This is a genomic window from Enterobacter sp. KBR-315C3_2022 (assembly GCF_041399425.1).
Classification (GTDB): domain Bacteria; phylum Pseudomonadota; class Gammaproteobacteria; order Enterobacterales; family Enterobacteriaceae; genus Enterobacter.
In genome coordinates this window covers 1-21,792 of record NZ_JBGKEB010000022.1, presented here as the reverse complement: position 1 = coordinate 21,792, position 21,792 = coordinate 1, and the positions used below count along the sequence as shown (strand labels likewise).

Below are 21,792 nucleotides of genomic sequence, written 5' to 3'. Positions count from 1 at the left end.
CCGCAGATGTTACAGCGGATTATTCACTCATGGCGTCGCGCCAGAGCTTTTCCACGATGCGCTGGGCCGCGATCGCCTGTTCTCCGGAAGTTTCAGGAACCGTCTGATTCTGCACGCAGGTGATGAAGTGCCGCGCGCAGCCCGCGAAGCCGCGTTGCTCCAGCGTGCTCTGCCAGCCGGGAACGGGAAGCGCCACGACGCCGCTGCCCTTCTCCTCCCGCCATTCGCGCATGTCGGTGACGTCATACAGCGCGCCGTCCGTCACCGCCTGTACGGATTCCCGCTGGCTGCCCGCGCGACGGTGCATGCTGGTGGTGACCTGCAGATGGTCGAGCGCAAAATGGTGCTCGGCGTAGACCATCTGCCCCTCGTCATTGGTGAGCAGCGTGCAGCTCTTGAGCTGCGCGTTGCCGCCGGTGAGCCACAGCGCCGTATCCACCACGTGCAGATAGTCGTCCAGCAGGGTGAAGCGCAGGTCGTTCGGCCCAACGCTGTCGGTACGGTGCTTATCCATGCGCAGGGACGCAAAACGGCCTGACTGGGCCTTTAGCTGCTGGTAAAGCGGCGCAAAGCGGCGGTTAAAGCCGACCATCAGCGTCAGATTCTTGCGCGCCGCCAGCTCGATCAGGCGTTCGGCGTCCTGCACGCTCTCCGCCAGCGGCTTATCAACGCAAACGTGAACGCCCGCGTTTAATAGCTCGCTCACCACCTGAAAGTGCGTCGGCGTAGAGGTATGCACGAACACCGCGTCGCAGTCGCGGGCCAGATCCAGCAGCGAGCTCGCATACGGCATTCGCCAGGTTTCGCAGATCCGCTCCGCCTTTTCGCGCGTCGGCGACCACGCGCCCTGCAGCGTCCAGTCCGACGCCGCGCCCAACACCGGAAGCCAGGCCTTTTGCGCAATGCCGCCCAGCCCTACCACGCCTACACGTAATTTTGTCACCGCTAGTCTCCTAAATGTGCCAGCAACGCGTCCAGGCGCTGCTTCAGCCCGACCACCTCGTCTTCGAGCGCCTCGACCCGCGCCGCAAGGCTAGCGCCGTTCTCTGTGCTTTCGGCGACGGCGGCGGTGTCTGAAACGTCCGTTTCGTCGTTAAACAGATGGCGGTAGCGGCTCTCGCGCTTGCCGGGCTCGCGCGCAAGGCGCAGCACGTAGGGGCCATCCTCGCGGGAGGCCAGCCCTTCCAGCGTCGCCTCCACCTCCTGCACGTCGCGAAACTCGTGCATGCGGGAGGCGCGGGAGCGCAGCTCGCCCGGGGTCTGCGCGCCGCGCAGCAGCAGCGTGGCGACAATCGCCACCTCGGCGGGGCTCAGCTTCAGGTCGCCAAATTCCGAGTTGCAGAAGCGCTGCTCATATTTCGTCACGCGGTTACCGAACCCGCTGACGGTGCGAAGGTAGTGGCGCTTTACCAGCGCGTCCAGAATGTCCTGCACCTCCTGCTCGCTCAGGTTCATCACCGGCTCGCGGTTGGTCTTCTGGTTACAGGCCATCGTCACGGCGTTAACAGAGAGCGGATACTGCTCCGGCGTGGTGATCTGCTTTTCAAGCAGGCAGCCAATCACGCGGGCTTCTGTCCCGCTTAACTGATATTTCATCTTTTCTCCTTAGCGACCTGCGCTCCAGTCCCGAGTGGTTAACGCCGTTAGCACGTGGTCGCGCCATTCACCATCAATCAGCAGATAGTCTTTGGCGTAACCCTCTTTTTCAAACCCCAGACGCGCCAGCAGATCCCCGCTGCGCTTATTGTGCGGCATGTAATTCGCCATGATGCGGTGGATATGCTGGGTGCGCTGCATATAGCGAATCGCCGCCGTCAGCGCCTCGTACATCATCCCCTGCCCTTGCCACTTCTGACCGATGGAGTAGCCAAGGTAGCAGGCGTGAAACGACCCGCGCACCACGTTAGAAAAGTTGGCAATGCCGATAATTTCTTTTTCTTCAGGATCCAGCAGCGCAAAATAGAAGGCGCTGCCCTGCTTATGAAATTCGGCAATCATGCTGAGGCGCGCCTGCCAGCCGGAGGGGTAGCAGTGGCTTTCATCCCGAACGGGTTCCCAGGGCTTTAAAAACTGGCGATTCTCGGCGTAATAATCCGCCAGCCGCCAGGCATCACGCTCGTGCACCAGACGAACAACCAGCCTGTCCGTCGTCAGACGCACCTTTGGCACATTGCTGCGATAGCCAAACATCGATACCACTCCTTCCCGTCACGTCGACTCAACCCATTATGTTTACTATACCTGCGCCTGCGCCTTCTGTGAAAACAGTGACATACCATTTTCACCTCTTTTCACATTTTTCGATGAGAACTCTCTATCAAAGCACTCTTTTGATAAAAAAATATTGTCGCTGGCGGGGGTGGGAAAAGGCCGGGGAACGCCGCAGAATGTTAGCGTGCTCACCGTCTCTTTTCCCTGGAGGGGAAATGTCCCGCGTATCGCAGGCCCGGAACCTGGGTAAATACTTCCTTCTCGTCGATAACATGCTGGTCGTGCTCGGCTTTTTTGTCGTTTTTCCGCTTATCTCGATTCGCTTTGTCGATCAGATGGGCTGGGCGGCGCTGGTGGTCGGTATTGCGCTGGGATTACGCCAGCTCGTCCAGCAGGGGCTGGGCGTGTTTGGCGGTGCAATCGCCGATCGGTTTGGCGCCAAGCCGATGATCGTCACCGGCATGCTGCTGCGCGCCGCGGGCTTTGCCACCATGGCGATTGCCCACGAGCCGTGGCTGCTGTGGTTCTCCTGCTTCCTTTCCGGGATTGGCGGCACGCTGTTCGACCCGCCGCGCACCGCGCTGGTGGTGAAGCTGATTCGCCCCCAGCACCGCGGCCGCTTTTTCTCCATTCTGATGATGCAGGACAGCGCCGGGGCGGTGATTGGCGCCCTGCTCGGCAGCTGGCTGCTGCAATACGATTTTCGTCTGGTCTGCGCCACCGGGGCCGTGCTCTTTATTCTGTGCGCGCTTTTTAACGGACTCTATTTGCCCGCGTGGAAGCTGTCGACGGTAAAAACCCCGGTGCGCGAAGGACTCGGCCGCGTGCTGAGCGACAGGCGCTTCGTGACCTATGTCCTGACGCTCACGGGCTATTACATGCTGGCGGTTCAGGTGATGCTGATGCTGCCGATCATGGTCAACGACATTGCGGGCACGCCCGCCGCGGTGAAGTGGATGTACGCCATAGAAGCGTGCCTGTCGCTGACGCTGCTCTACCCTATCGCCCGCTGGAGCGAGCGGCGCTTTCGTCTTGAGCACCGCCTGATGGCCGGCCTGCTGCTGATGACGCTGAGCATGATGCCGATTGGCCTCGTCGCCTCGCTGCAGCAGCTGTTTACCCTGATTTGCACGTTCTACATTGGCTCCATCATCGCCGAACCTGCGCGCGAAACGCTGGGCGCCTCGCTTGCCGACGCGCGCGCCCGCGGCAGCTACATGGGCTTCAGCCGCCTGGGGCTGGCCTTCGGCGGCGCGCTGGGCTACGCCGGAGGTGGCTGGCTGTTTGATGCAGGAAAAGCGTTAAGCCAGCCGGAGCTGCCGTGGGTGATGCTGGGCGTAGTCGGGTTTATTACGCTTATCGCCCTGTGGTGGCAGTTCAGCCAAAAGCGCAGCACCCGCGGCATGCTGGAGCCTGGCGCCTGATCCCCCCACGGCGGAAGCCCTTTCCGCCGTTATAATCAGTTTTTTCTGCTGGTTTCCGCCCATTCAGACTGACATACTGGCGCGAGAGGATAAAAGCGCCGATTTTATGTTGAGGAACGCCATGAAGAAAATCGTCATTGCCGCTGCGCTCGTCGTCAGCGGCCTGCTGGTGGGATGTAACCAGCTTACGCAGTACACCGTCAGCGAGCAGGAAATTAATCAGGCGCTTGAAAAACGCAATAACTTCTCGAAGGACATCGGCGTGCCGGGGCTTGCCGACGCCAACATCGTGCTGAGCAACCTGACCAGCCAGATTGGCCGCGAGGAGCCGAACAAGGTTACGCTTTCCGGCGATGCGAATCTGGATATGACCTCGCTGTTCGGCAACCAGAAAGCGAACATTAAGCTGAAGCTCAAGGCGCTGCCGGTATTCAATAAAGAGAAAGGCGCGATCTATCTGCAGGAGATGGAGGTGGTTGACGCGGTAATCACGCCGGACAAGATGAAGCCGGTGCTCCAGACCCTGATGCCCTATCTCAACCAGTCTCTGCAAAACTACTTTAACCAGCAGCCTGCGTACGTCCTGAGCGAGGACAACAGCAAAGGCGAGGCGCTGGCGAAAAAGTATGCCAAGGGAATCGAGGTGAAGCCCGGAGAAATTATTATTCCCTTCACCGACTAACCCTGGGGGCGCACGAGCGCCCCTTTTTTTTACGGAAAAGTGTGCAAACGAAAACGTTTCCGCTTATGATTTGTGTCCGGCAAAAACAGCCATCCTAATGACTGATTCCACTCAAGCCGGAGCTTCCATGACTGCACAATCCCAGGTTCTTAAAATCCGCCGCCCTGACGACTGGCACATCCATCTGCGCGATGGTGACATGCTGAAAACCGTCGTGCCGTATACCAGCGAACACTATGGCCGCGCGATTGTTATGCCAAACCTGGTCCCGCCAGTCACCACCGTCGAGGCCGCTATCGCCTATCGTCAGCGTATTCTGGATGCCGTTCCCGCCGGGCACGATTTTACTCCGCTGATGACCTGCTACCTGACCGATTCACTCGATCCGAACGAGGTTGAGCGCGGGTTCAACGAGGGCGTATTTACCGCCGCCAAGCTCTACCCGGCGAATGCCACCACCAACTCCAGCCACGGCGTGACCAGCATCGATGCCATCATGCCGGTGCTGGAAAGAATGCAAAAGCTGGGCATGCCGCTGCTGGTGCACGGTGAGGTGAGGCACGCGGAAATCGACATTTTCGACCGCGAGGCCCGCTTTATCGACACCGTAATGGAGCCGCTGCGCCAGCGTCTTCCCGCGCTGAAGGTGGTTTTTGAGCACATCACCACTAAAGACGCCGCCGAGTACGTGCGCGACGGCAACGAGCTGATCGCCGCCACCATCACCCCTCAGCACCTGATGTTTAACCGCAACCATATGCTGGTCGGCGGCGTGCGCCCGCACCTGTACTGTCTGCCGATCCTCAAGCGCAATATTCACCAGCAGGCGCTGCGCGAGCTGGTTGCCAGCGGCTTCTCTCGCGCGTTTCTCGGCACGGACTCCGCGCCGCACGCGCGCCATCGCAAAGAGGCCAGCTGCGGCTGCGCGGGCTGCTTTAACGCCCCTACGGCGCTGGCGAGCTATGCAACGGTGTTTGACGAGATGAATGCCCTGCAGCATTTCGAAGCGTTCTGCTCCCTCAACGGCCCGCGCTTCTACGGCCTGCCGGTCAACGAAACCTTCGTCGAGCTGGAGCGTAAAGAGAGCCGGGTCGAGGCGTCCATTCCGTTGACCGACGACACGCTTATTCCGTTCCTGGCCGGTGAAACGGTCGGCTGGACGGTTAAGCGTTAAAAAATCAGTGCCCCTTGTTGTCAAATCGATAACTTACCTGTATAAATAAACAGTATATTACACAGGGGGGCATTTATGCGTATCGAAGTCACCATTGCCAAAACAACGGTTCTGCCTGCTGGCGCGCTGGATGCGCTGGCGGGCGAATTATCCCGTCGTATTAACAGCACATTTCCAGAAAATTCCGGAGCCGTGACGGTGCGCTACGCATCGGCCAATAATCTTTCCGTTATCGGTGCGGCAAAAGAAGATAAAGATCGCATAAGCGAAATTCTTCAGGAGACGTGGGAAAGCGCTGACGACTGGTTCATCACGGATTAAATCTTGCTCCCTCATTGTGTTTTTTTGCCGGGTCGCCCCGGCTTTTTTTTGCTTGCCCAACGTTCAGATTAATTCAGCATCTTCTTTAAAAATCGTGAACAAGACGGTGTTTTATTGTTCGAAGATTCCTAAAATGCAGAAAAATGTGTTGCTCCCTCTTTATTTTTCCCTTCATAACCCTTATTTATTGATATACTGAAGATGCTTTCAGAAAAACATGCATTGAACCTCAAAGCCGTTGTCTTCTAACACGCAATTAGGGGGTTATAATGGAAAAGAATAGTGAAGTCATCCAGACCCACGCGCTCGTCGGCTGGGATATCAGCACCGTAGACAGCTACGACGCGCTGATGCTGCGTTTGCACTACCAGACCCCGAATCAACTCAACCGTGAAGAAGCGGAAGTTGGACAGACGCTGTGGCTTACAACAGACGTCGCGCGCCAGTTTATTTCTATTTTAGAAGCAGGTATCGCAAAAATAGAATCTGGCGACTATCAGGAAAATGAGTATAAACGGCACTAAATTTATACTTTTCTGACGCTCTACAGGCACCCTCGCGGTGCCTTATTTATTTCTCCCTTGTATACGCTCCCGATGTTAATTACTCTGCTAACAAAGCGTTACTGGAAGAGATGCATATGAAATATGACTTAATCATTATTGGCAGCGGCTCGGTTGGCTCTGCAGCGGGTTATTACGCTACTCGGGCGGGCCTTAAGGTCCTGATGATCGATGCCCACCTCCCTCCCCATTCCGAAGGAAGTCATCACGGCGATACGCGCCTCATGCGCCACGCCTACGGCGAGGGGGAGCGCTATGTGCCGCTTGTTCTCCGCGCGCAGGCGCTGTGGGACGAGCTGGCGACGCTGACCGAAGAGCGCATCTTTGAACGTACCGGCGTTATCAACCTGGGCCCGGCGGACTCCGAATTTCTCTTAACGGTCGAGCAAAGCGCAAAAGCCTTTGCGCTGGACGTTGAGCGAATGGATGCCGCGGCGATTATGCAGCGCTGGCCGGAGATTACCGTTCCGGAGGATTACATCGGGCTGTTCGAAGCCAATTCAGGCGTGCTGCACTGTGAAACGGCCATCAAAACCTGGGTGGATCTGGCCGAAAAAGCGGGCTGCGCGCAGCTGTTTAACTGCCCGGTGAGCGGCATCGCCCACCATGCCGATGGCGTTACCGTGACCACCCATGAAGGAGAGTTTTCCGGCTCGCGGCTGCTGATTAGCGCGGGCACGTGGGTGACGAAACTGCTGCCGGATCTGCCCATCCAGCCGGTGCGCAAGGTCTTCTCGTGGTTCCAGTCCGACGGGCGCTACAGCAGCCAGAATAAATTCCCGGCCTTTACTGGCGAATTGCCGAACGGCGATCAGTTTTACGGCTTCCCGTCGGAAAAAGATGCCCTGAAAATCGGCAAGCACAACGGCGGCCAGCCCATTACGTCGCCGGAAGAGCGTAAGCCGTACGGCGCCTACCCTCAGGACGGCTCTGAGGCCTTTATGTTCCTGCGCAACATTCTGCCGGGCGTGGGCGGGCTGCTCTACGGCGCGGCCTGCACCTATGACAACACGCCGGACGAAGACTTTATCATCGACACGCTGCCGGGCCATGAGAATACGATGATCGTCACCGGCCTCAGCGGTCACGGATTCAAGTTTGCCTCCGTTTTGGGCGAGATTGCCGCGCGGTTTGCCGAGGGCAAAGCGCCACAGTTTGATCTCAGCCCGTTCTCGCTGTCCCGTTTTAGCTGATAATACGTGCCGGGCTCCGCGCGTGCGGAGCCTGTTGCTTCACTGAAATGGCGAAATTCATGCGTAAAGTTGTCGGTTTTATCATCAATAACATTCGAGAGCATCTGATGCTCTATATTTTATTATGGTCGGTGCTGGCCATCATCGACGTTATTTATATTCTTTTTTATTAAACCTTAATATTTACACTGATTGACATTACTTTGTAATATTTTAATTTTCGAATATTCTTCTCCCGCTAATTGCAGTAAGTTTCTGAAGTAGATATTGCGATCCCATTCAAAATAACTGAAATAAATTAATCTAATAACATTATTCTTTTATTTCAGTTGCAATATATTTTCATCCCGTTCATTTTTACTGTTCACATTTCTGAGGACGGTAAGCCACATGCAATTGCGTAACTCTTCCAGCCGCTATGGAATAATATCCCTGTGCCTGCACTGGATATTTGCTGTTGCTGTTTATGCCATGTTTGGGCTTGGCCTGTGGATGGTGACGCTGAGCTATTATGACGGCTGGTATCACCAGGCGCCTGAACTGCATAAAAGCATCGGCATTGTGCTCATGATGGGGCTGGCGATCCGCATCGTCTGGCGTCATATTTCTCCACCGCCTCCGCCGCTCAAAAGCTACACCCGACTCACTCGCCTCAGCGCGGCGGGCGCCCATATTGCGCTCTACGTCCTGCTGTTTGCCATTTTGATCAGCGGCTATTTAATTTCCACCGCTGACGGCAAGCCGATTAGCGTCTTCGGGCTTTTCGACGTGCCGGCGACGCTGGCCGATGCGGGCTCGCAGGCGGATACGGCGGGCGTCGTCCATCTTTGGCTTGCCTGGAGTGTGGTGATCCTTTCCGTCCTTCACGGCCTTGCCGCCCTTAAACACCATTTTATTGATAAAGACGACACGCTGAAGCGCATGCTTGGCCGTTCGTCCATTGACTCTGGAGCGTAAAAAATGAAAAAACACCTGCTGGCCATCGCGTTAGGTTCGCTGTTATTCACCACCGGTTCTGCCGTTGCTGCGGATTATAAAATTGATAAAGAGGGCCAGCACGCCTTCGTCAATTTCCGCATTCAGCACCTCGGCTACAGCTGGCTGTACGGCACGTTTAAAGATTTCGACGGTACATTCACCTTCGATGAGAAAAACCCTGCCGCTGACAAAGTTAACGTCACGATTAATACCACCAGCGTGGATACCAACCACGCCGAGCGCGACAAGCATTTGCGCAGCGCGGAATTTCTGAACGTGGCTAAATTCAAGCAGGCGACCTTTACTTCTACCGAGGTGAAGAAAGACGGCGATAAGCTGGATATTACCGGAAATCTGACGCTGAACGGCGTCACGAAGCCGCTCACGCTCGACGCGAAGCTGATTGGTCAGGGTGACGATCCGTGGGGAGGCAAACGCGCAGGCTTTGAGGCTTCCGGCAAAATTCATCTGAAAGATTACAACATCACGACGGATTTAGGCCCGGCCTCGCAGGACGTTGAGCTGATTATTTCGGTTGAAGGCGTTCAGCAGAAGTCATAATAATAGCGCCCGGCGGCGATAAACCGCCGGGCGCGTCGCTTACTCGGGGTCTGGAATACCGAGCTTAGTATTCAGACGGCCTCGGGATTTATTAAAGATCTTATTCCCGTTTTCGCGCCCGGCGCGACGGCGGCGCTGCTCTTCTTCCGGCAAAATACTCTCTTCGCTGCACAGCTCGCTGCAGCAGCCGTGATATTTCTCGGCACAGCTCGGACACTGAATAAACAGCAGATGACAGCCGTCGTTTTTGCAGTTGGTGTGCGTGTCGCACGGCGCGCCGCACTGATGGCACTGCGCAATCACGTCGTCGGAAATACGCTCGCCCATTCGCTCGTCAAAGACAAAGTTCTTGCCGATAAAGCGCACCGGTAGCCCCTGTTCGCGCGCGCGGCGGGCGTACTCGATAATACCGCCCTCGATGTGCCAGACTTTGCTAAAGCCGTTGTGCTTCATCCATGCGCTGGCTTTTTCGCAGCGGATCCCGCCCGTGCAGTACATAACGATTTTTTTATCCTTATGCTCCTGCATCATCTCAACCGCTTTCGGCAGCTGCTCGCGGAAGGTATCCGCAGGAATTTCCATCGCGTTCTGAAAATGCCCCACTTCGTATTCGTAGTGGTTACGCATATCGATGAACACCGCATCCGGGTCGTCCAGCATCGCGTTAACTTCTGCGGCCTTGAGGTATTCGCCCACGTCGCCTGCATTGAAGCTCGGATCGTCAATACCGTCGGCCACAATCCGCTCGCGCACTTTCATGCGTAGCACCCAGAAGGATTTACCGTCGTCATCGAGGGCAATATTCAGGCGCAGGCCGTTAAGCGCGGGATCGAAACCGTATAAGAGGTCGCGGAAAGCCTCGACTTTACTTTCGGGCACGCTGATCTGCGCGTTGATGCCTTCACGCGCCAGGTAGACGCGGCCAAAGACGTTCAGCGTCGTGAAGGCCTGGTATAGGGCATCGCGGGTCGCCTGGGGATCGTGGATGGTAAAATATTTATAGAATGAAATGGTGGTGCGCGGCTCGGTTTCAGCTAACATGCGCGCCTTTAGCATCTCATTCGATACGCGGTTGTGTAACACTGGCATGGTGTACAAGTCCTGCAATCGTTGGTGAGAAAGGAAAAACGGTCGGCATGATATAGCAAACAATAACAATTTACATCCACATAATTTACGCTACATTTCATTCACCTGATTTTTCAGAATTAACATTTGTTGCCTTTGTGCACGCTTCGAAGAGAGACATTTTGGCTAAGCCCTAAAAAATGAGACAATAGCCAATCAGGACGTTTGAACACAGGAAAGACATGACCCAGCTACCCAAATTTACTGCCGCCCTTCTGCACCCGCGCTATTGGTTGACCTGGCTTGGCATTGGCTTCTTATGGCTTATTGTACAACTCCCCTACCCCGTCATTTTTCGCCTGGGTAAAGGCCTGGGTCGTCTTGCTCAGCAGTTTATGAAACGCCGCGCCCGCATTGCCTATCGCAATCTTGAGCTTTGCTTCCCGCAGATGAGCGCCGCGGAACGCCACGATATGGTGGTTAAGAATTTCGAATCCGTGGGCATGGGCCTGATGGAAACGGGAATGGCCTGGTTCTGGTCCGATAAGCGCATGGCCCGCTGGACGGAAGTGGCCGGAACGGGGATGGAGCCCGTGCATACCCTTCAGGCTAACAAAACCGGCGTACTGCTGATCGGCGTGCATTTTCTGACGCTTGAGATCGGCGCGCGCATGTTCGGCATGCAGGCTCCCGGTATTGGCGTTTATCGTCCTAACGACAACCCGGTGATCGACCTGGTGCAGACCAACGGCCGCATGCGCTCGAATAAAAGCATGATCGACCGTAAGGATCTGAAGGGCATGATCCGCGCGCTGAAGGGCGGGGACGTCGTGTGGTATGCCCCGGACCACGATTACGGCCCGCAGGCCAGCGTGTTTGTGCCGTTCTTCGCCGTTGAAGACGCCGCGACCACCTCCGGAACGTGGATGCTCGCGCGCATGTCCAAAGCGGCCATCGTCCCCTTCGTTCCGCGCCGCAAGCCGGACGGTTCCGGCTATCAGCTGATTATGCTGGAGCCTGAAATGACGCCGCCGCTGGACGATGCTGAGACCACCGCCCGCTGGATGAACGGCATCGTTGAGAAATGCATTATGCTCGCTCCGGAGCAGTACATGTGGCTACACCGCCGCTTCAAAACCCGCCCCGAGGGCGTCCCGTCCCGCTACTGATCCCCCGTGCGGCCGCGCAGGCCGCACGCTGTTTTAGCTTTAAAAGCTCCCCACGATTGCGGCATTCATAACTCAGGCGCATAATTAGCAGGCTTATTACTTCTCTCGTCATGGTGCCCTGCACCTTCTTATGCGGATAGTTATGTCACCCTCAGATGCACCCATAAACTGGAAACGCAATCTCACCGTTGCCTGGCTCGGCTGTTTTCTCACCGGCGCGGCCTTTAGCCTGGTGATGCCCTTCCTGCCGCTTTACGTTGAGCAGCTTGGCGTGACGGGCCACAGCGAGCTGAATATGTGGTCCGGCCTGGTTTTCAGTATCACTTTCCTGTTTTCCGCCATCGCATCGCCCTTCTGGGGAAGCCTGGCCGATCGCAAGGGCCGTAAAATCATGCTGCTGCGCTCTGCGCTCGGTATGTCCATCATCATGGTGCTGATGGGGCTGGCGCAGAACGTCTGGCAGTTCTTGATTTTACGCGCGCTGCTTGGCCTGCTTGGGGGCTTTGTCCCTAACGCCAACGCGCTCATCGCCACCCAGATCCCCCGCCACAAGAGCGGCTGGGCGCTGGGCACGCTTTCCACAGGGGCCGTGAGCGGCGCGCTGCTGGGGCCGCTGGCGGGTGGGCTGATGGCGGACAGCTACGGCCTGCGCCCGGTCTTTTTCATTACCGCCAGCGTGCTGTTCCTGTGCTTCATGGTCACCCTGCTGTGCATTCGCGAGAACTTTACCCCCGTGACCAAAAAAGAGATGCTGCATGCGCGCGAGGTGCTGGCGTCGCTGAAAAACCCTAAACTGGTTCTGAGCCTGTTCGTGACCACGCTCATTATTCAGGTGGCGACCGGCTCAATCGCCCCAATCCTTACGCTTTACGTGCGCGATTTGGCGGGCAACGTCAGCAACATTGCCTTTATCAGCGGGATGATTGCCTCCGTTCCCGGCGTGGCGGCGCTCCTGAGCGCCCCGCGCCTTGGGAAACTCGGGGACCGCATCGGCCCAGAGAAGATCTTGATCTGCGCGCTGGTGGTTTCCGTTCTGCTGCTGATCCCCATGTCGATGGTACAAACGCCGTGGCAGCTGGGCGTGCTGCGTTTTCTGCTGGGCGCGGCGGACGGCGCGCTGCTGCCCGCGGTGCAGACCCTGCTGGTGTACAACTCCACGAACCAGATTGCCGGACGTATTTTCAGCTACAACCAGTCCTTCCGCGATATCGGCAACGTCACCGGCCCGCTGCTGGGCGCGAGCGTATCCGCCAGCTTCGGTTTTCGCACCGTCTTCATCGTGACGGCAGGCGTGGTGTTGTTCAACGCCCTGTATTCCTGGCTGACCCTGTCGCGGGCCTTCAGGCCTGCCATAAATAAGACAAGCGCCTGAGGGCTTATTTTCGCATTCATACTTGCACAACCGGATAATCAGCTATTCTTTCCCTGAATACCTTCAGGAAAACAGGGAGACACCAATGACCATGTACGCCACGCTGGAAGAAGCAATTGATGCCGCACGCGAAGAGTTCCTCGTCGATAATCCCGACGTTCAGGAAGAGGATGCCAACGTGCAGCAGCTCAATATTCAAAAATATGTCCTGCAGGACGGCGACATTATGTGGCAGGCCGAATTTTTCGCCGACGAAGGCGACGACGGAGAATGTCTGCCAATGCAGAGCGGTGAAGGTGCGCAGGCCGTATTTGACGGCAACTATGATGAAATTGAACTGCGCCAGGAGTGGCTTGAAGAAAATACCCTCCACGAATGGGATGAGGGCGAATTTCAACTCGAACCGCCGCTGGATACCGAAGAAGGCCAGACCGCTGCGGACGAGTGGGACGAGCGCTAAGTTCGATTATTCGTAAGGGCCGTGGCTGGCGTCAATGGGCAGCAATAGCGTGTCGAATATCAGCGAAAACGGCAGATCGAGCACGGTCAAATAACGCCACGCGGAATCACGAACGTCCCATTTTACGCCGGGATAGTATTGATTGCCGTGGCCCTGTCCTGGAATGGTGCGGCTGATGATGCTGCCGCAGCCGCTGAGCAGACAGGCCATCAGGACGACGATGATTATTTTCATTTATCACCTCTAAAAAAATACCGGCTTCACAGCCGGTATTTTATTTGGCAGGGGCGCTTCGCTTACCCGCCCTGCTTAACAATTTACTTCGCCTTCAGCGCGAGCGGGTTAAGCTTCATGTCCTTGTAGTAGTTCACCCACGAAGAGTATTTCTCCGGCGCGGACCATACGCGGTAGTGAAGGCGCGCCATCGTCACCGGATCGCTCAGCAGGACCAGACGGCGATCGCGGTTCAGCTTCTCCGGCGTCTCGTTCAGCGCCTGCTCAACGTGGCGATCGCGGGCGATCTCCAGGACCTGGCTTGCGCGGTGGCGCGCCGTGGCCATGGCCGTTGCCAGCGCGTTGAATGACGGGTTAAACACGGCGTGCATAAAGCCATCTTCCAGCGAGCGGCTGCGGTTCATCTCGAGATACCTGTCGGTATCAACCAGCACCTTCGGCGGAGAATACTCTTCCGGGATCAGGAACAGCTTCCAGCGCTTGGTGCGCAGCCCCACCGTTGAGCGGCTTGAGATAACGGACACGAACGGCGACAGGATCAGGGAGAAGACGATCGGCGCCAGCCAGAACAGGAAGCGCAGATCCAGCCACGCCATGCCCGCGGCCCATACCAGACCCAGCAGCAGCTGAGAGCCATGACGCATGAACGCTTCGCTCCACGGCGTGGAGTCATCGTCGCGCTGCGGCGAGTTCCAGACCACTTCCCAGCCCAGGAACGCGCTGACCACAAACACGGTGTGGAACAGCATGCGCACCGGCGCCAGCAGCACCGAGAAGAGCACTTCAAGCAGCAGCGAGAGCGTGACGCGGCAGAACCCGCCGTACTCCTTCGAGCCTTTGCACCAGATCAATACGATACTGAGCAGCTTCGGCAGGAACAGCAGCACCATGGTCGAGGCGAACAGCGCAATAGCCAGCTCAGGACGCCACTGCGGCCACACCGGGAACAGCTGGCGCGGCTGCAGGAAGTACTGCGGTTCCGTCAATGCGTGGACAACCTGCAGCGCCGTAGAGAGCGCGAGGAACATAAACCATAGCGGCGCGGAGAGGTAGGACATGACGCCCGTCAGGAACACCGCACGGTGTACCGGGTGCATGCCCTTCACCAGGAACAGGCGGAAGTTCATCAGGTTACCGTGACACCAGCGGCGGTCGCGCTTGAGCTCGTCGAGCAGGTTCGGCGGCAGCTCTTCATAGGAGCCCGGCAGATCGTAGGCAATCCAGACGCCCCACCCTGCGCGGCGCATCAGCGCGGCTTCCACGAAGTCATGCGACAGAATCGATCCGGCAAAAGAGCCTTCACCCGGCAGCGGCGCGAGCGCACAGTGCTCAATAAACGGTTTGACGCGAATAATGGCGTTGTGGCCCCAGTAGTGGGATTCACCCAGCTGCCAGAAGTGCAGCCCTGCGGTAAACAGCGGCCCGTAGACGCGCGTCGCGAACTGCTGGCAGCGCGCGTAGAGCGTGTCCATACCGGATGCTTTCGGCGAGGACTGAATAATACCGGCGTTCGGGTTGGCTTCCATCAGGCGCACGAGGCCGGACAGGCACTCGCCGCTCATCACCGAGTCCGCGTCCAGCACCACCATGTAGCTGTACTGATTGCCCCAGCGACGGCAGAAGTCATCGATGTTCCCGCTCTTACGCTTCACGCGACGGCGGCGACGGCGGTAGAAGATCTGCCCTTCGCCCTGCACTTCGGCGATCAGCTCCATCCAGGCCTTTTGCTCGGCCACGCAGATATCCGGGTTATAGCTGTCGCTCAGGATATAGACATCGAAATGCTCCGCGTTGCCGGTCGCCTTGACGGACTCCCAGGTGGCGCGCAGCCCCGCAAACACGCGGTCAACGTCTTCGTTACAGATCGGCATAATCAGCGCGGTGCGGTGCTCAGGATTGAGGGGTTCATCCCCCACCGTCGACGCTGAAATGCTGTATTTGTCACGTCCCATCAGCAGCTGCAGGAAGCCCATCAGCGCGGTCCAGAAACCGGCGGAAACCCAGCAGAAGAGGACGGCAAACAGCAGAAGGATGCCGCTTTGCAGAATATACGGCAGCAGCTGCATGAAGGAGACCCAGATATCCTGGCCGACCATATCGGCAGGATTGATCAGCGCCCAACCCTGATACGGCAAAATGGTCTTCATGTACCACGTCGCCACCACCGTCTGCGCCAGCGTCAGCACCAGCAGGGTGTAGCGGCGTAGCGTGCCCACGGTACGCCACTTTTGTTCAGAGGCCTGCTGTTCTTTCGTCAGCCTGGACAGGTAGCGCGGCGTAACGTCACGCCCGCGAAGGCGATCCCAGAAACGCCCCACCGGGTTAGTGCGCCACGGATCGGGGAACATGGAAGAGCGCGTGGCTTTCGGCATCGCCTGAAGCTGGTCACGCCCCTCGTCGTCCTTGATCAGCTGCCCCTCGCCGAGCGAATCCGGCCAGGTGCGCTCCAGACGACGCTTCACCGACCCGAGCGGCGTGTCATCATCGCGGGTAAACTGATGATGTTCGCCATCCAGCGCGGTATGCACAGCGCGGATGTCGCTCTTAGGCAGCGCCGCTTTTTCGATATCCGTCAGCGGCAGGGCATCAATATATTCAGATGTATTATTCATTGGCAGGTAGCTGATAGCTCCAGGTTTCACTCAGCGGCTGATCGTTACTGACCAGCGCAGCGCGCATCTCTGTGGTCTGTTTCGGATCTTTCACTTTCACGCGCAGGGTTAAACGCCACCCTTTGGTTACCGGGTTGTAACGCAAGCTGTTTTCAACAATTTCACCATTATCACCAATGCTGGCCTGCGCAGCGACGGCGGTATCCGGAGCCAGCTTTTTCATGTCCTGGCCGGTGAAGTCCACCACGAACGCGATCGTCCCATCCGGCTGGCGAATAAGGTTAGATTGCTTCACATCACCGGTTGAGCGGCGGGTTTGCATGACATACGCGTTATCCGGCGCATGCAGCTTGTCTTCGTCGCGGGTGAAGGTAATGGTGTACTTAAAGTTCATCTCTTTACCGGCTTCCGGAAGCTGATCCGGCGTCCAGTAGGCGACGATGTTGTCGTTCGTTTCATCGTTGGTTGGGATCTCAACCAGCTCTACCTTGCCTTTGCCCCAGTCGCCTTTTGGCGTAACCCACGCGCCCGGGCGTAGATCGTAACGATCGTCCAGGTCCTCAAAGCGTGAGAACTGGCGACCGCGCTGCAGCAGGCCGAAGCCCTGTGGATTTTCCATCGCGTAGCTGCTGACGGCCAGGTGTTTCGGGTTATTCAGCGGACGCCAGATCCACTCGCCGTTTCCAGCGTGGATAGAGAGACCGTTGGAGTCATGAAGTTCCGGGCGGAAGTTGGTGGCCGGAGACGGCTGGTTCGGCCCGAACAGGAACATGCTGGTCAGCGGCGCAACGCCCAGTTTGCCTACCTTATCGCGCAGGTAAACTTTGGACTGTACGTCCACCACCGTATCGCGGCCCGGCATCACGACGAAGCGATAAGCGCCCGTCGCGCGCGGTGAGTCCAGCAGGGCGTAGATGGTCAGACGTTTGTCGGTTGGTTTTGGACGCTCAATCCAGAACTCGCGGAAACGCGGGAACTCTTCCCCTGACGGCAGCGCGGTGTCAATGGCGAGACCACGCGCAGAGAGCCCGTACACCTGCCCCGCGCCGATCACGCGGAAGTAGCTGGCACCGAGCATGCTGACGATTTCGTCGTTTTTGTCTTTGCTGTTGATAGGATAAAGCACCTTAAAGCCCGCGAAGCCGAGGTCTTTAACCGTGTCTTTGTCGTGCTGCACGTCGCCAAAATTGAAATAATCCGGGCTGTACTTGATTTTACGCACCGCGGTAGCCGTCACTTCATTGATCGCGACCGGCGTGTCGAAGTACATACCCTGATGATAGAACTCAAGCTTGAACGGGGTCTTAATATTGTTCCAGTAGGCTTTATCGTGATTGAACTGGATCTGCTGATAATCCGCATACTTCATGTCGCGGAAAACGGAGGGCAAGTTACTTTTTGGCGCGTCGTAGCTCTTGCCTGCCATCGACTGCGCCTGTTTTGCGACGTCATCGATGCTAAAGGACCAGGCCGATGAGGTATACAGGGATAACAACACTGCAGCACCCAACCAACGCATTTTCATCATTTGTTGTTTATGTTTCATAATAAGTAAGCACTTCCCCCTTTGTGTGCTTATATCGATCCGATCCATTTTAATGGAAACTCAGGCAATCCGACAACATTATCACCGCTTTGTTCATCTCGCTGGCTCAGGGATTAAGCAAATGAAAGAACCCGCTTTTCACTTTGCGTGCTTATCCTGGAGACAGGGTGTCGGTCTTGGTGTAGGGTTGGCTCCGAATGTAACCATTATGAGTCTTAGGGATAAGACGAAAAGTCTGAGAATGCGCAAAGTTATATGACCACAACCCCTGTACAACGTGAATATTTTCTCGATTCGATCCGCGCATGGCTAATGCTGCTAGGGATCCCCTTTCATATTTCACTGATTTATTCCAGCCACACCTGGCACGTGAATAGCGCGATGCCCTCCTGGTGGCTGACGCTGTTTAATGACTTTATACACGCCTTCCGCATGCAGGTGTTTTTTGTCATATCTGGCTACTTTTCCTACATGCTGTTTTTGCGCTATCCCATGAAGAAGTGGTGGAAGGTGCGCGTCGAGCGCGTCGGCATTCCGATGCTCACGGCGATCCCGCTGCTGACGCTGCCTCAGTTCATCATGCTGCAGTATGTAAAGGGCAAAGCGGAAAGCTGGCCAAACCTGTCGCTGTACGAAAAGTACAATACGCTGGCCTGGGAGCTGATATCCCACCTCTGGTTCCTGCTGGTGCTGGTGGTCCTGACGACGGTGAGCCTGATTATCTTTAGCCGCCTGCGCCGCCACCTGAGCGAGACCTACGACAGTTTCTTCGCCAACATCACGCTGGGCAAACTGTCGCTGCTGTTTTTGGTATTCGGCATCGTGTACGCGGCGATCAGACGCACCCTGTTTATCGTCTATCCGCCAATCCTCAGCGACGGGCTGTTTAACTTTGTGGTCATGCAAACCCTGTTCTACATCCCGTTCTTTATGATCGGCGCGCTGGCGTTCGTCTACCCTCAGCTTAAATCGCTTTTCACCACCCCTTCCCGCTGGTGTACCGCGGGTGCCGCCGTCGCGTTTGCGGCCTATCTGCTTAATCAGAAATACGGCAGCGGCGATGCCTGGATGTATGAAACCGAGAGCGTTATCACGATGCTGCTTGGCCTGTGGATGGTCAACGTGGTGTTCGCGCTGGGCCACCGACTGCTGAACTTTAAGTCCGCGCGCGTGACCTATTTCGTCAACGCGTCGCTGTTTATCTACCTCGTGCACCATCCGTTGACGCTGTTTTTCGGGGCGTATATCACCCCGCATATCGCATCAAACACGCTGGGCTTCTTTACCGGACTGGTGTTCGTGATCGGGCTGGCGCTGGTGCTGTACGAAATCCATCTCAGGATCCCTCTGCTGCGCTTCCTCTTTTCAGGAAAGCCGCAGGTAAAAGCGAGTTGAAAAAAGGCGCCTGTAAGGCGCCTTTTTAAAATCAAACATCAAACTCCGTCTCTCGCTCCCGCAGGCGCTGCCTGTAGAGCTGCGCCGTTTCTTCATCGAAGCAGACGAAGGTCACCTCTTCCGGCATCGGCTTTAGGGAAAGGTAGCGGTAAACGGTATCGACCGCAATGGCCGCAGCCGCCGCCTTAGGGTAGCCATAAACGCCGGTACTGATAGCCGGAAACGCCATCGTTTTGTAGCCGTTATCGGCGGCAAGACGCAGGCAGTTGCGGTAAGCATCTTCCAGCGTCCGCGCTTCATCCTTTTCGCCACCGTGCCAGACGGGCCCAACGGTATGGATGACCGCTTTGGCCGGTAGATCGCCAGCAATCGTAATTACCGCGTGGCCCGGGGCGCATTCGCCCTGCTGCTGCCGCACTTTTTTACACGCGTCGAGTAGCTGTGGGCCGGCCGCGCGATGAATCGCACCGTCAACGCCTCCCCCGCCCATCAGTGAAGGATTGGCTGCGTTCACGATGACGTCGACAGCGAACGTCGTGATGTCGCCGCGGACAATGTCTATTTTAGGTTTCATATTTCCCCCTGCTACCCACTTTTCGATCAGTGTATAGCAGAGGGTTTTTATTGAAAAAGGTTTTGCTACGTCCTCCGCCTCAGGCGCAGGTATGAACCTCAGCGGTAATCAACGACAACGACAGCCAGTTTTTTTTGCTGATCGAGATATTTCATACTGACCTTTACCGCGTTGTTCGGCGAACTGTGGCCGTTCAGCGCCTCGCGGTAGTTAATCGTCTGCGTTTGCACACTTCCATTGCGGGGACACGTTAAATCGAACTGTTGACGCTGGGGAGTAATTACGCACGGATCTTCGACAATCATTCCGCGGAAATGAATAACGCCGCCCTGCGCCTCGGAGGCCGCCATGGCAGGGGTTAGCGAAAGGGAACAGAGTAAGGTAAAGCCTGTGATGAACCGTGAAATGGACGCAGCCATAATAATCTCCTCAATGAGTAATCATCCTTGAGGGGGGAAGCCTTCCTGTATGAAGCCTGTACGTCACTCTGATCCAGCGCGGTTTACTGCCCCGCTACCATGAGCATAGTAACAACTTCCGAAGACCGCCATCCCATTCAACATATTGATTTGATGAATATTTTCCGGCCGTCATTCGGAGGGCGGCCATTGTTGTGTTAAATTCAGCGTCTGTCCGTCAGAAACGGTAACAATCAATGTCACCGAGTCAGAGGGTTCAATATTGATTCTTAGCCGTGAAAGATCTATCGGCCGATTGGCGGGGATACTTAAATTATTTCGCTGCACGGAGGTACTTTCTCCCCCCTTGCCTTTGCGCACAAAGCGCATCTGCACCTGACACTGGCAGGATTGCGTTAACGTGACCTGAGGAGTAATGGTTGTCAGCGCCCCATCCTGAGAGGTTTTAAAGGTGATTTGGCTGGACAGCGCGGCGAGGAGAACGAGGGTATGCATGATGGCCTCCCGAAAAAAAACAGGGCATGCGCCCTGTTTTCCGTAAGACAAAATCTGAACTAGTACTGATGCGCCGTCGCGTTGTTGCCGAAACCAACCTGGTGCACGGTAACCGTAGAGCCGGACGCCGTCTGATCGACCGCCGCGCCGTTGCCGCCACCGAACTGTTTAACATTGATGACGGAGTCTTTGCTGTTCCACTGATCGATGGTTGCGCTGTTACCAAAGCCTTTCTGGAGCAGATCGATGCTGCTTTCGTCAGAGCCTTGTCCAACGTCTGCACCGTTACCGCCGCCGTGCTGGGTAATGGTCAGGTCAGATTTTTTGGCATCGGTTTGCAGGGCAACAGCAGAGTTACCGCCACCGTACTGGTAAATGCTCAGGGTTGAGTCCGGGCCGCTATTACCGCCACCCCAGCCACCGCCGCCACCACCAAATTGTGGTACCGCACCAGCGAAAGCACTGCCAGAAACTACGATTGCTGCAATTGCTGCCACTTTGAAAAGTTTCATGGTAAACCCCCATCGGATTGATTTAAGTCGTCACAATGCGTCAGCGTTGAATTACGCGAACCGCCATTTGCGACTGTCTCTGTACTACAACTGCTGTTTTTTGCGTACCGTACTGCGTAATATTTGCTCTGTTACCCGACCCTTTTTGGATAATCATTGCAGTATTACCAAAAGCCTCTTGTTTAATACTCGCATCGTTACCGTTACCGGACTGATCGATATAAGCAAGATTATAAGTCCCTGATTGATCGACTTTCGCTCTGTTGCTCCCGCCGTCCTGCGAAACAACGGACAGTAATTTAGAACCGTCCTGGCGCACGTTGGCATTATTACCCGTGCCCCGCTGACCAATAATGGCTGCCTGATTGTATGATGACTGACTTAATTCATTAACCGCAAAGTTATATTCAGAGTTTGCTAAATCTGAACCGGCTGCGGTGACTGCGCCAGGCACTCCCAGTAATGTAAACATCATAAATAACGTTCTGTTTTTCATGTTGTCACCTGGACCTGGTTATTCATCATATTGGCTCGTATTACGTTAACGCGATTCGTTTTTTGTTAACGCTGCGTTACGGTTAAGAGTATGTCTGCCGAAATAATTTAAATATCTCACCCGCGAGACTTATTTTTATTATTGATTTCACCTCAAAGTATTAATTTAAGGGAAAATACGCTGATATCAGCGGGAGTTAGTCTCGCCAAAGAAATATTACGCCCCAACGCGGCATTGTCTGGCCACCTTTTGGGGGGGGGGGGGGGGGGGGGGGCGGGGGGCCCCGCGGGGGCGGGGGCGGGGGGTGGGTGTGTGGTGGGGGGCCGCCCCGGG

The 21,792-nt window shown here is 56.2% G+C and carries 25 protein-coding genes; 13 read left to right on the top strand and 12 right to left on the bottom strand.

Annotated features, from left to right (window positions below; all coding sequences use genetic code 11):
- Positions 1-19: 19 nt before the first annotated feature.
- From AB8804_RS19040 to rimJ, 3 genes are read right to left on the bottom strand one after another with little or no spacing between them, the layout of a single operon-like run.
- Positions 20-943, bottom strand: a complete 924-nt coding sequence (locus AB8804_RS19040) for a Gfo/Idh/MocA family protein (RefSeq protein WP_371188921.1) — start codon at positions 941-943, stop codon at positions 20-22.
- 2 nt (positions 944-945) lie between these two features.
- Positions 946-1,596 (bottom strand): YceH family protein, encoded by a 651-nt coding sequence (locus tag AB8804_RS19035; protein ID WP_371188918.1) that lies wholly within the window; start codon positions 1,594-1,596, stop codon positions 946-948.
- Positions 1,597-1,605: 9 nt separating this feature from the next.
- The gene (rimJ, locus tag AB8804_RS19030) at positions 1,606-2,190 is read right to left on the bottom strand and encodes a ribosomal protein S5-alanine N-acetyltransferase (protein WP_371188914.1); all 585 of its coding nucleotides are present in this window, start codon (positions 2,188-2,190) and stop codon (positions 1,606-1,608) included.
- 236 nt (positions 2,191-2,426) lie between these two features.
- Here rimJ and mdtH point away from each other — a divergent pair, with 236 nt between their 5' ends.
- The 9 genes from mdtH (at position 2,427) to AB8804_RS18985 (ending at position 9,107) form a co-directional block, all read left to right on the top strand.
- Positions 2,427-3,635, top strand: coding sequence for a multidrug efflux MFS transporter MdtH (gene mdtH / locus AB8804_RS19025; RefSeq protein ID WP_371188910.1), 1,209 nt, complete (start codon positions 2,427-2,429; stop codon positions 3,633-3,635).
- A 121-nt stretch (positions 3,636-3,756) separates the two neighbouring features.
- Positions 3,757-4,317 (top strand): lipoprotein, encoded by a 561-nt coding sequence (locus AB8804_RS19020; RefSeq protein ID WP_371188906.1) that lies wholly within the window; start codon positions 3,757-3,759, stop codon positions 4,315-4,317.
- 127 nt (positions 4,318-4,444) lie between these two features.
- Positions 4,445-5,491, top strand: a complete 1,047-nt coding sequence (gene pyrC, locus AB8804_RS19015) for a dihydroorotase (RefSeq protein ID WP_371188903.1) — start codon at positions 4,445-4,447, stop codon at positions 5,489-5,491.
- A gap of 75 nt (positions 5,492-5,566) precedes the next feature.
- Positions 5,567-5,812, top strand: a complete 246-nt coding sequence (gene dinI / locus AB8804_RS19010; protein WP_371188899.1) for a DNA damage-inducible protein I — start codon at positions 5,567-5,569, stop codon at positions 5,810-5,812.
- A gap of 269 nt (positions 5,813-6,081) precedes the next feature.
- A complete protein-coding gene (bssS, locus tag AB8804_RS19005) occupies positions 6,082-6,336 on the top strand; it encodes a biofilm formation regulator BssS (RefSeq protein ID WP_371188895.1) in 255 nt (84 codons plus the stop codon).
- 116 nt (positions 6,337-6,452) lie between these two features.
- Positions 6,453-7,568, top strand: coding sequence for an N-methyl-L-tryptophan oxidase (solA, locus tag AB8804_RS19000; RefSeq protein ID WP_371188891.1), 1,116 nt, complete (start codon positions 6,453-6,455; stop codon positions 7,566-7,568).
- A 59-nt stretch (positions 7,569-7,627) separates the two neighbouring features.
- Entirely contained in the window at positions 7,628-7,741 is a 114-nt protein-coding gene (locus AB8804_RS18995; RefSeq protein WP_371188888.1) for a DUF2770 family protein, read from the top strand.
- Between the two features lie 217 nt (positions 7,742-7,958).
- On the top strand, positions 7,959-8,525 hold the full coding sequence (locus AB8804_RS18990) for a cytochrome b (RefSeq protein WP_371188884.1): 567 nt from the start codon (positions 7,959-7,961) through the stop codon (positions 8,523-8,525).
- Between the two features lie 3 nt (positions 8,526-8,528).
- A complete protein-coding gene (locus AB8804_RS18985; protein ID WP_371188881.1) occupies positions 8,529-9,107 on the top strand; it encodes a YceI family protein in 579 nt (192 codons plus the stop codon).
- Positions 9,108-9,146: 39 nt separating this feature from the next.
- On the opposite strand, the gene AB8804_RS18980 is transcribed toward AB8804_RS18985, so the two are convergent.
- The gene (locus AB8804_RS18980) at positions 9,147-10,196 is read right to left on the bottom strand and encodes a rhodanese-related sulfurtransferase (protein ID WP_371188878.1); all 1,050 of its coding nucleotides are present in this window, start codon (positions 10,194-10,196) and stop codon (positions 9,147-9,149) included.
- 221 nt (positions 10,197-10,417) lie between these two features.
- Here AB8804_RS18980 and AB8804_RS18975 point away from each other — a divergent pair, with 221 nt between their 5' ends.
- The 3 genes from AB8804_RS18975 (at position 10,418) to AB8804_RS18965 (ending at position 13,176) form a co-directional block, all read left to right on the top strand.
- The gene (locus tag AB8804_RS18975; protein WP_371188875.1) at positions 10,418-11,344 is read left to right on the top strand and encodes a Kdo(2)-lipid IV(A) acyltransferase; all 927 of its coding nucleotides are present in this window, start codon (positions 10,418-10,420) and stop codon (positions 11,342-11,344) included.
- Between the two features lie 142 nt (positions 11,345-11,486).
- Positions 11,487-12,716, top strand: a complete 1,230-nt coding sequence (mdtG, locus tag AB8804_RS18970) for a multidrug efflux MFS transporter MdtG (protein WP_371188870.1) — start codon at positions 11,487-11,489, stop codon at positions 12,714-12,716.
- A gap of 85 nt (positions 12,717-12,801) precedes the next feature.
- On the top strand, positions 12,802-13,176 hold the full coding sequence (locus tag AB8804_RS18965) for a MysB family protein (protein WP_371188866.1): 375 nt from the start codon (positions 12,802-12,804) through the stop codon (positions 13,174-13,176).
- Between the two features lie 6 nt (positions 13,177-13,182).
- On the opposite strand, the gene AB8804_RS18960 is transcribed toward AB8804_RS18965, so the two are convergent.
- The 3 genes from AB8804_RS18960 to mdoG form a co-directional block, all read right to left on the bottom strand.
- The gene (locus tag AB8804_RS18960) at positions 13,183-13,410 is read right to left on the bottom strand and encodes a YceK/YidQ family lipoprotein (protein ID WP_371188863.1); all 228 of its coding nucleotides are present in this window, start codon (positions 13,408-13,410) and stop codon (positions 13,183-13,185) included.
- 83 nt (positions 13,411-13,493) lie between these two features.
- Complete coding sequence (mdoH, locus tag AB8804_RS18955; RefSeq protein ID WP_371188860.1) at positions 13,494-16,022, bottom strand: glucans biosynthesis glucosyltransferase MdoH; 2,529 nt, start codon at positions 16,020-16,022, stop codon at positions 13,494-13,496.
- Entirely contained in the window at positions 16,015-17,550 is a 1,536-nt protein-coding gene (gene mdoG, locus AB8804_RS18950; protein WP_371188857.1) for a glucans biosynthesis protein MdoG, read from the bottom strand. Before mdoG ends, mdoH begins: the two co-directional genes overlap by 8 nt.
- 273 nt (positions 17,551-17,823) lie before the next feature.
- On the opposite strand from mdoG, the gene mdoC reads away from it, so the two are divergent.
- Entirely contained in the window at positions 17,824-18,963 is a 1,140-nt protein-coding gene (gene mdoC / locus AB8804_RS18945) for a glucans biosynthesis protein MdoC (RefSeq protein WP_371188854.1), read from the top strand.
- 31 nt (positions 18,964-18,994) lie between these two features.
- Here the strand turns inward: mdoC and ymdB are convergent, their stop codons facing one another.
- The 5 genes from ymdB to csgB all read right to left on the bottom strand — a co-directional run bounded on the left by ymdB (position 18,995) and on the right by csgB (position 21,459).
- Positions 18,995-19,537, bottom strand: a complete 543-nt coding sequence (ymdB, locus tag AB8804_RS18940; protein ID WP_371188851.1) for an O-acetyl-ADP-ribose deacetylase — start codon at positions 19,535-19,537, stop codon at positions 18,995-18,997.
- A 98-nt stretch (positions 19,538-19,635) separates the two neighbouring features.
- Positions 19,636-19,956, bottom strand: a complete 321-nt coding sequence (locus AB8804_RS18935) for a type 1 fimbrial protein (protein WP_371188847.1) — start codon at positions 19,954-19,956, stop codon at positions 19,636-19,638.
- Positions 19,957-20,127: 171 nt separating this feature from the next.
- The gene (csgC, locus tag AB8804_RS18930) at positions 20,128-20,451 is read right to left on the bottom strand and encodes a curli assembly chaperone CsgC (protein ID WP_371188845.1); all 324 of its coding nucleotides are present in this window, start codon (positions 20,449-20,451) and stop codon (positions 20,128-20,130) included.
- Positions 20,452-20,510: 59 nt separating this feature from the next.
- Complete coding sequence (gene csgA / locus AB8804_RS18925; RefSeq protein WP_371188843.1) at positions 20,511-20,963, bottom strand: curli major subunit CsgA; 453 nt, start codon at positions 20,961-20,963, stop codon at positions 20,511-20,513.
- Positions 20,964-21,003: 40 nt separating this feature from the next.
- Positions 21,004-21,459 (bottom strand): curli minor subunit CsgB, encoded by a 456-nt coding sequence (gene csgB / locus AB8804_RS18920; protein WP_371188841.1) that lies wholly within the window; start codon positions 21,457-21,459, stop codon positions 21,004-21,006.
- Positions 21,460-21,792: the final 333 nt, after the last annotated feature.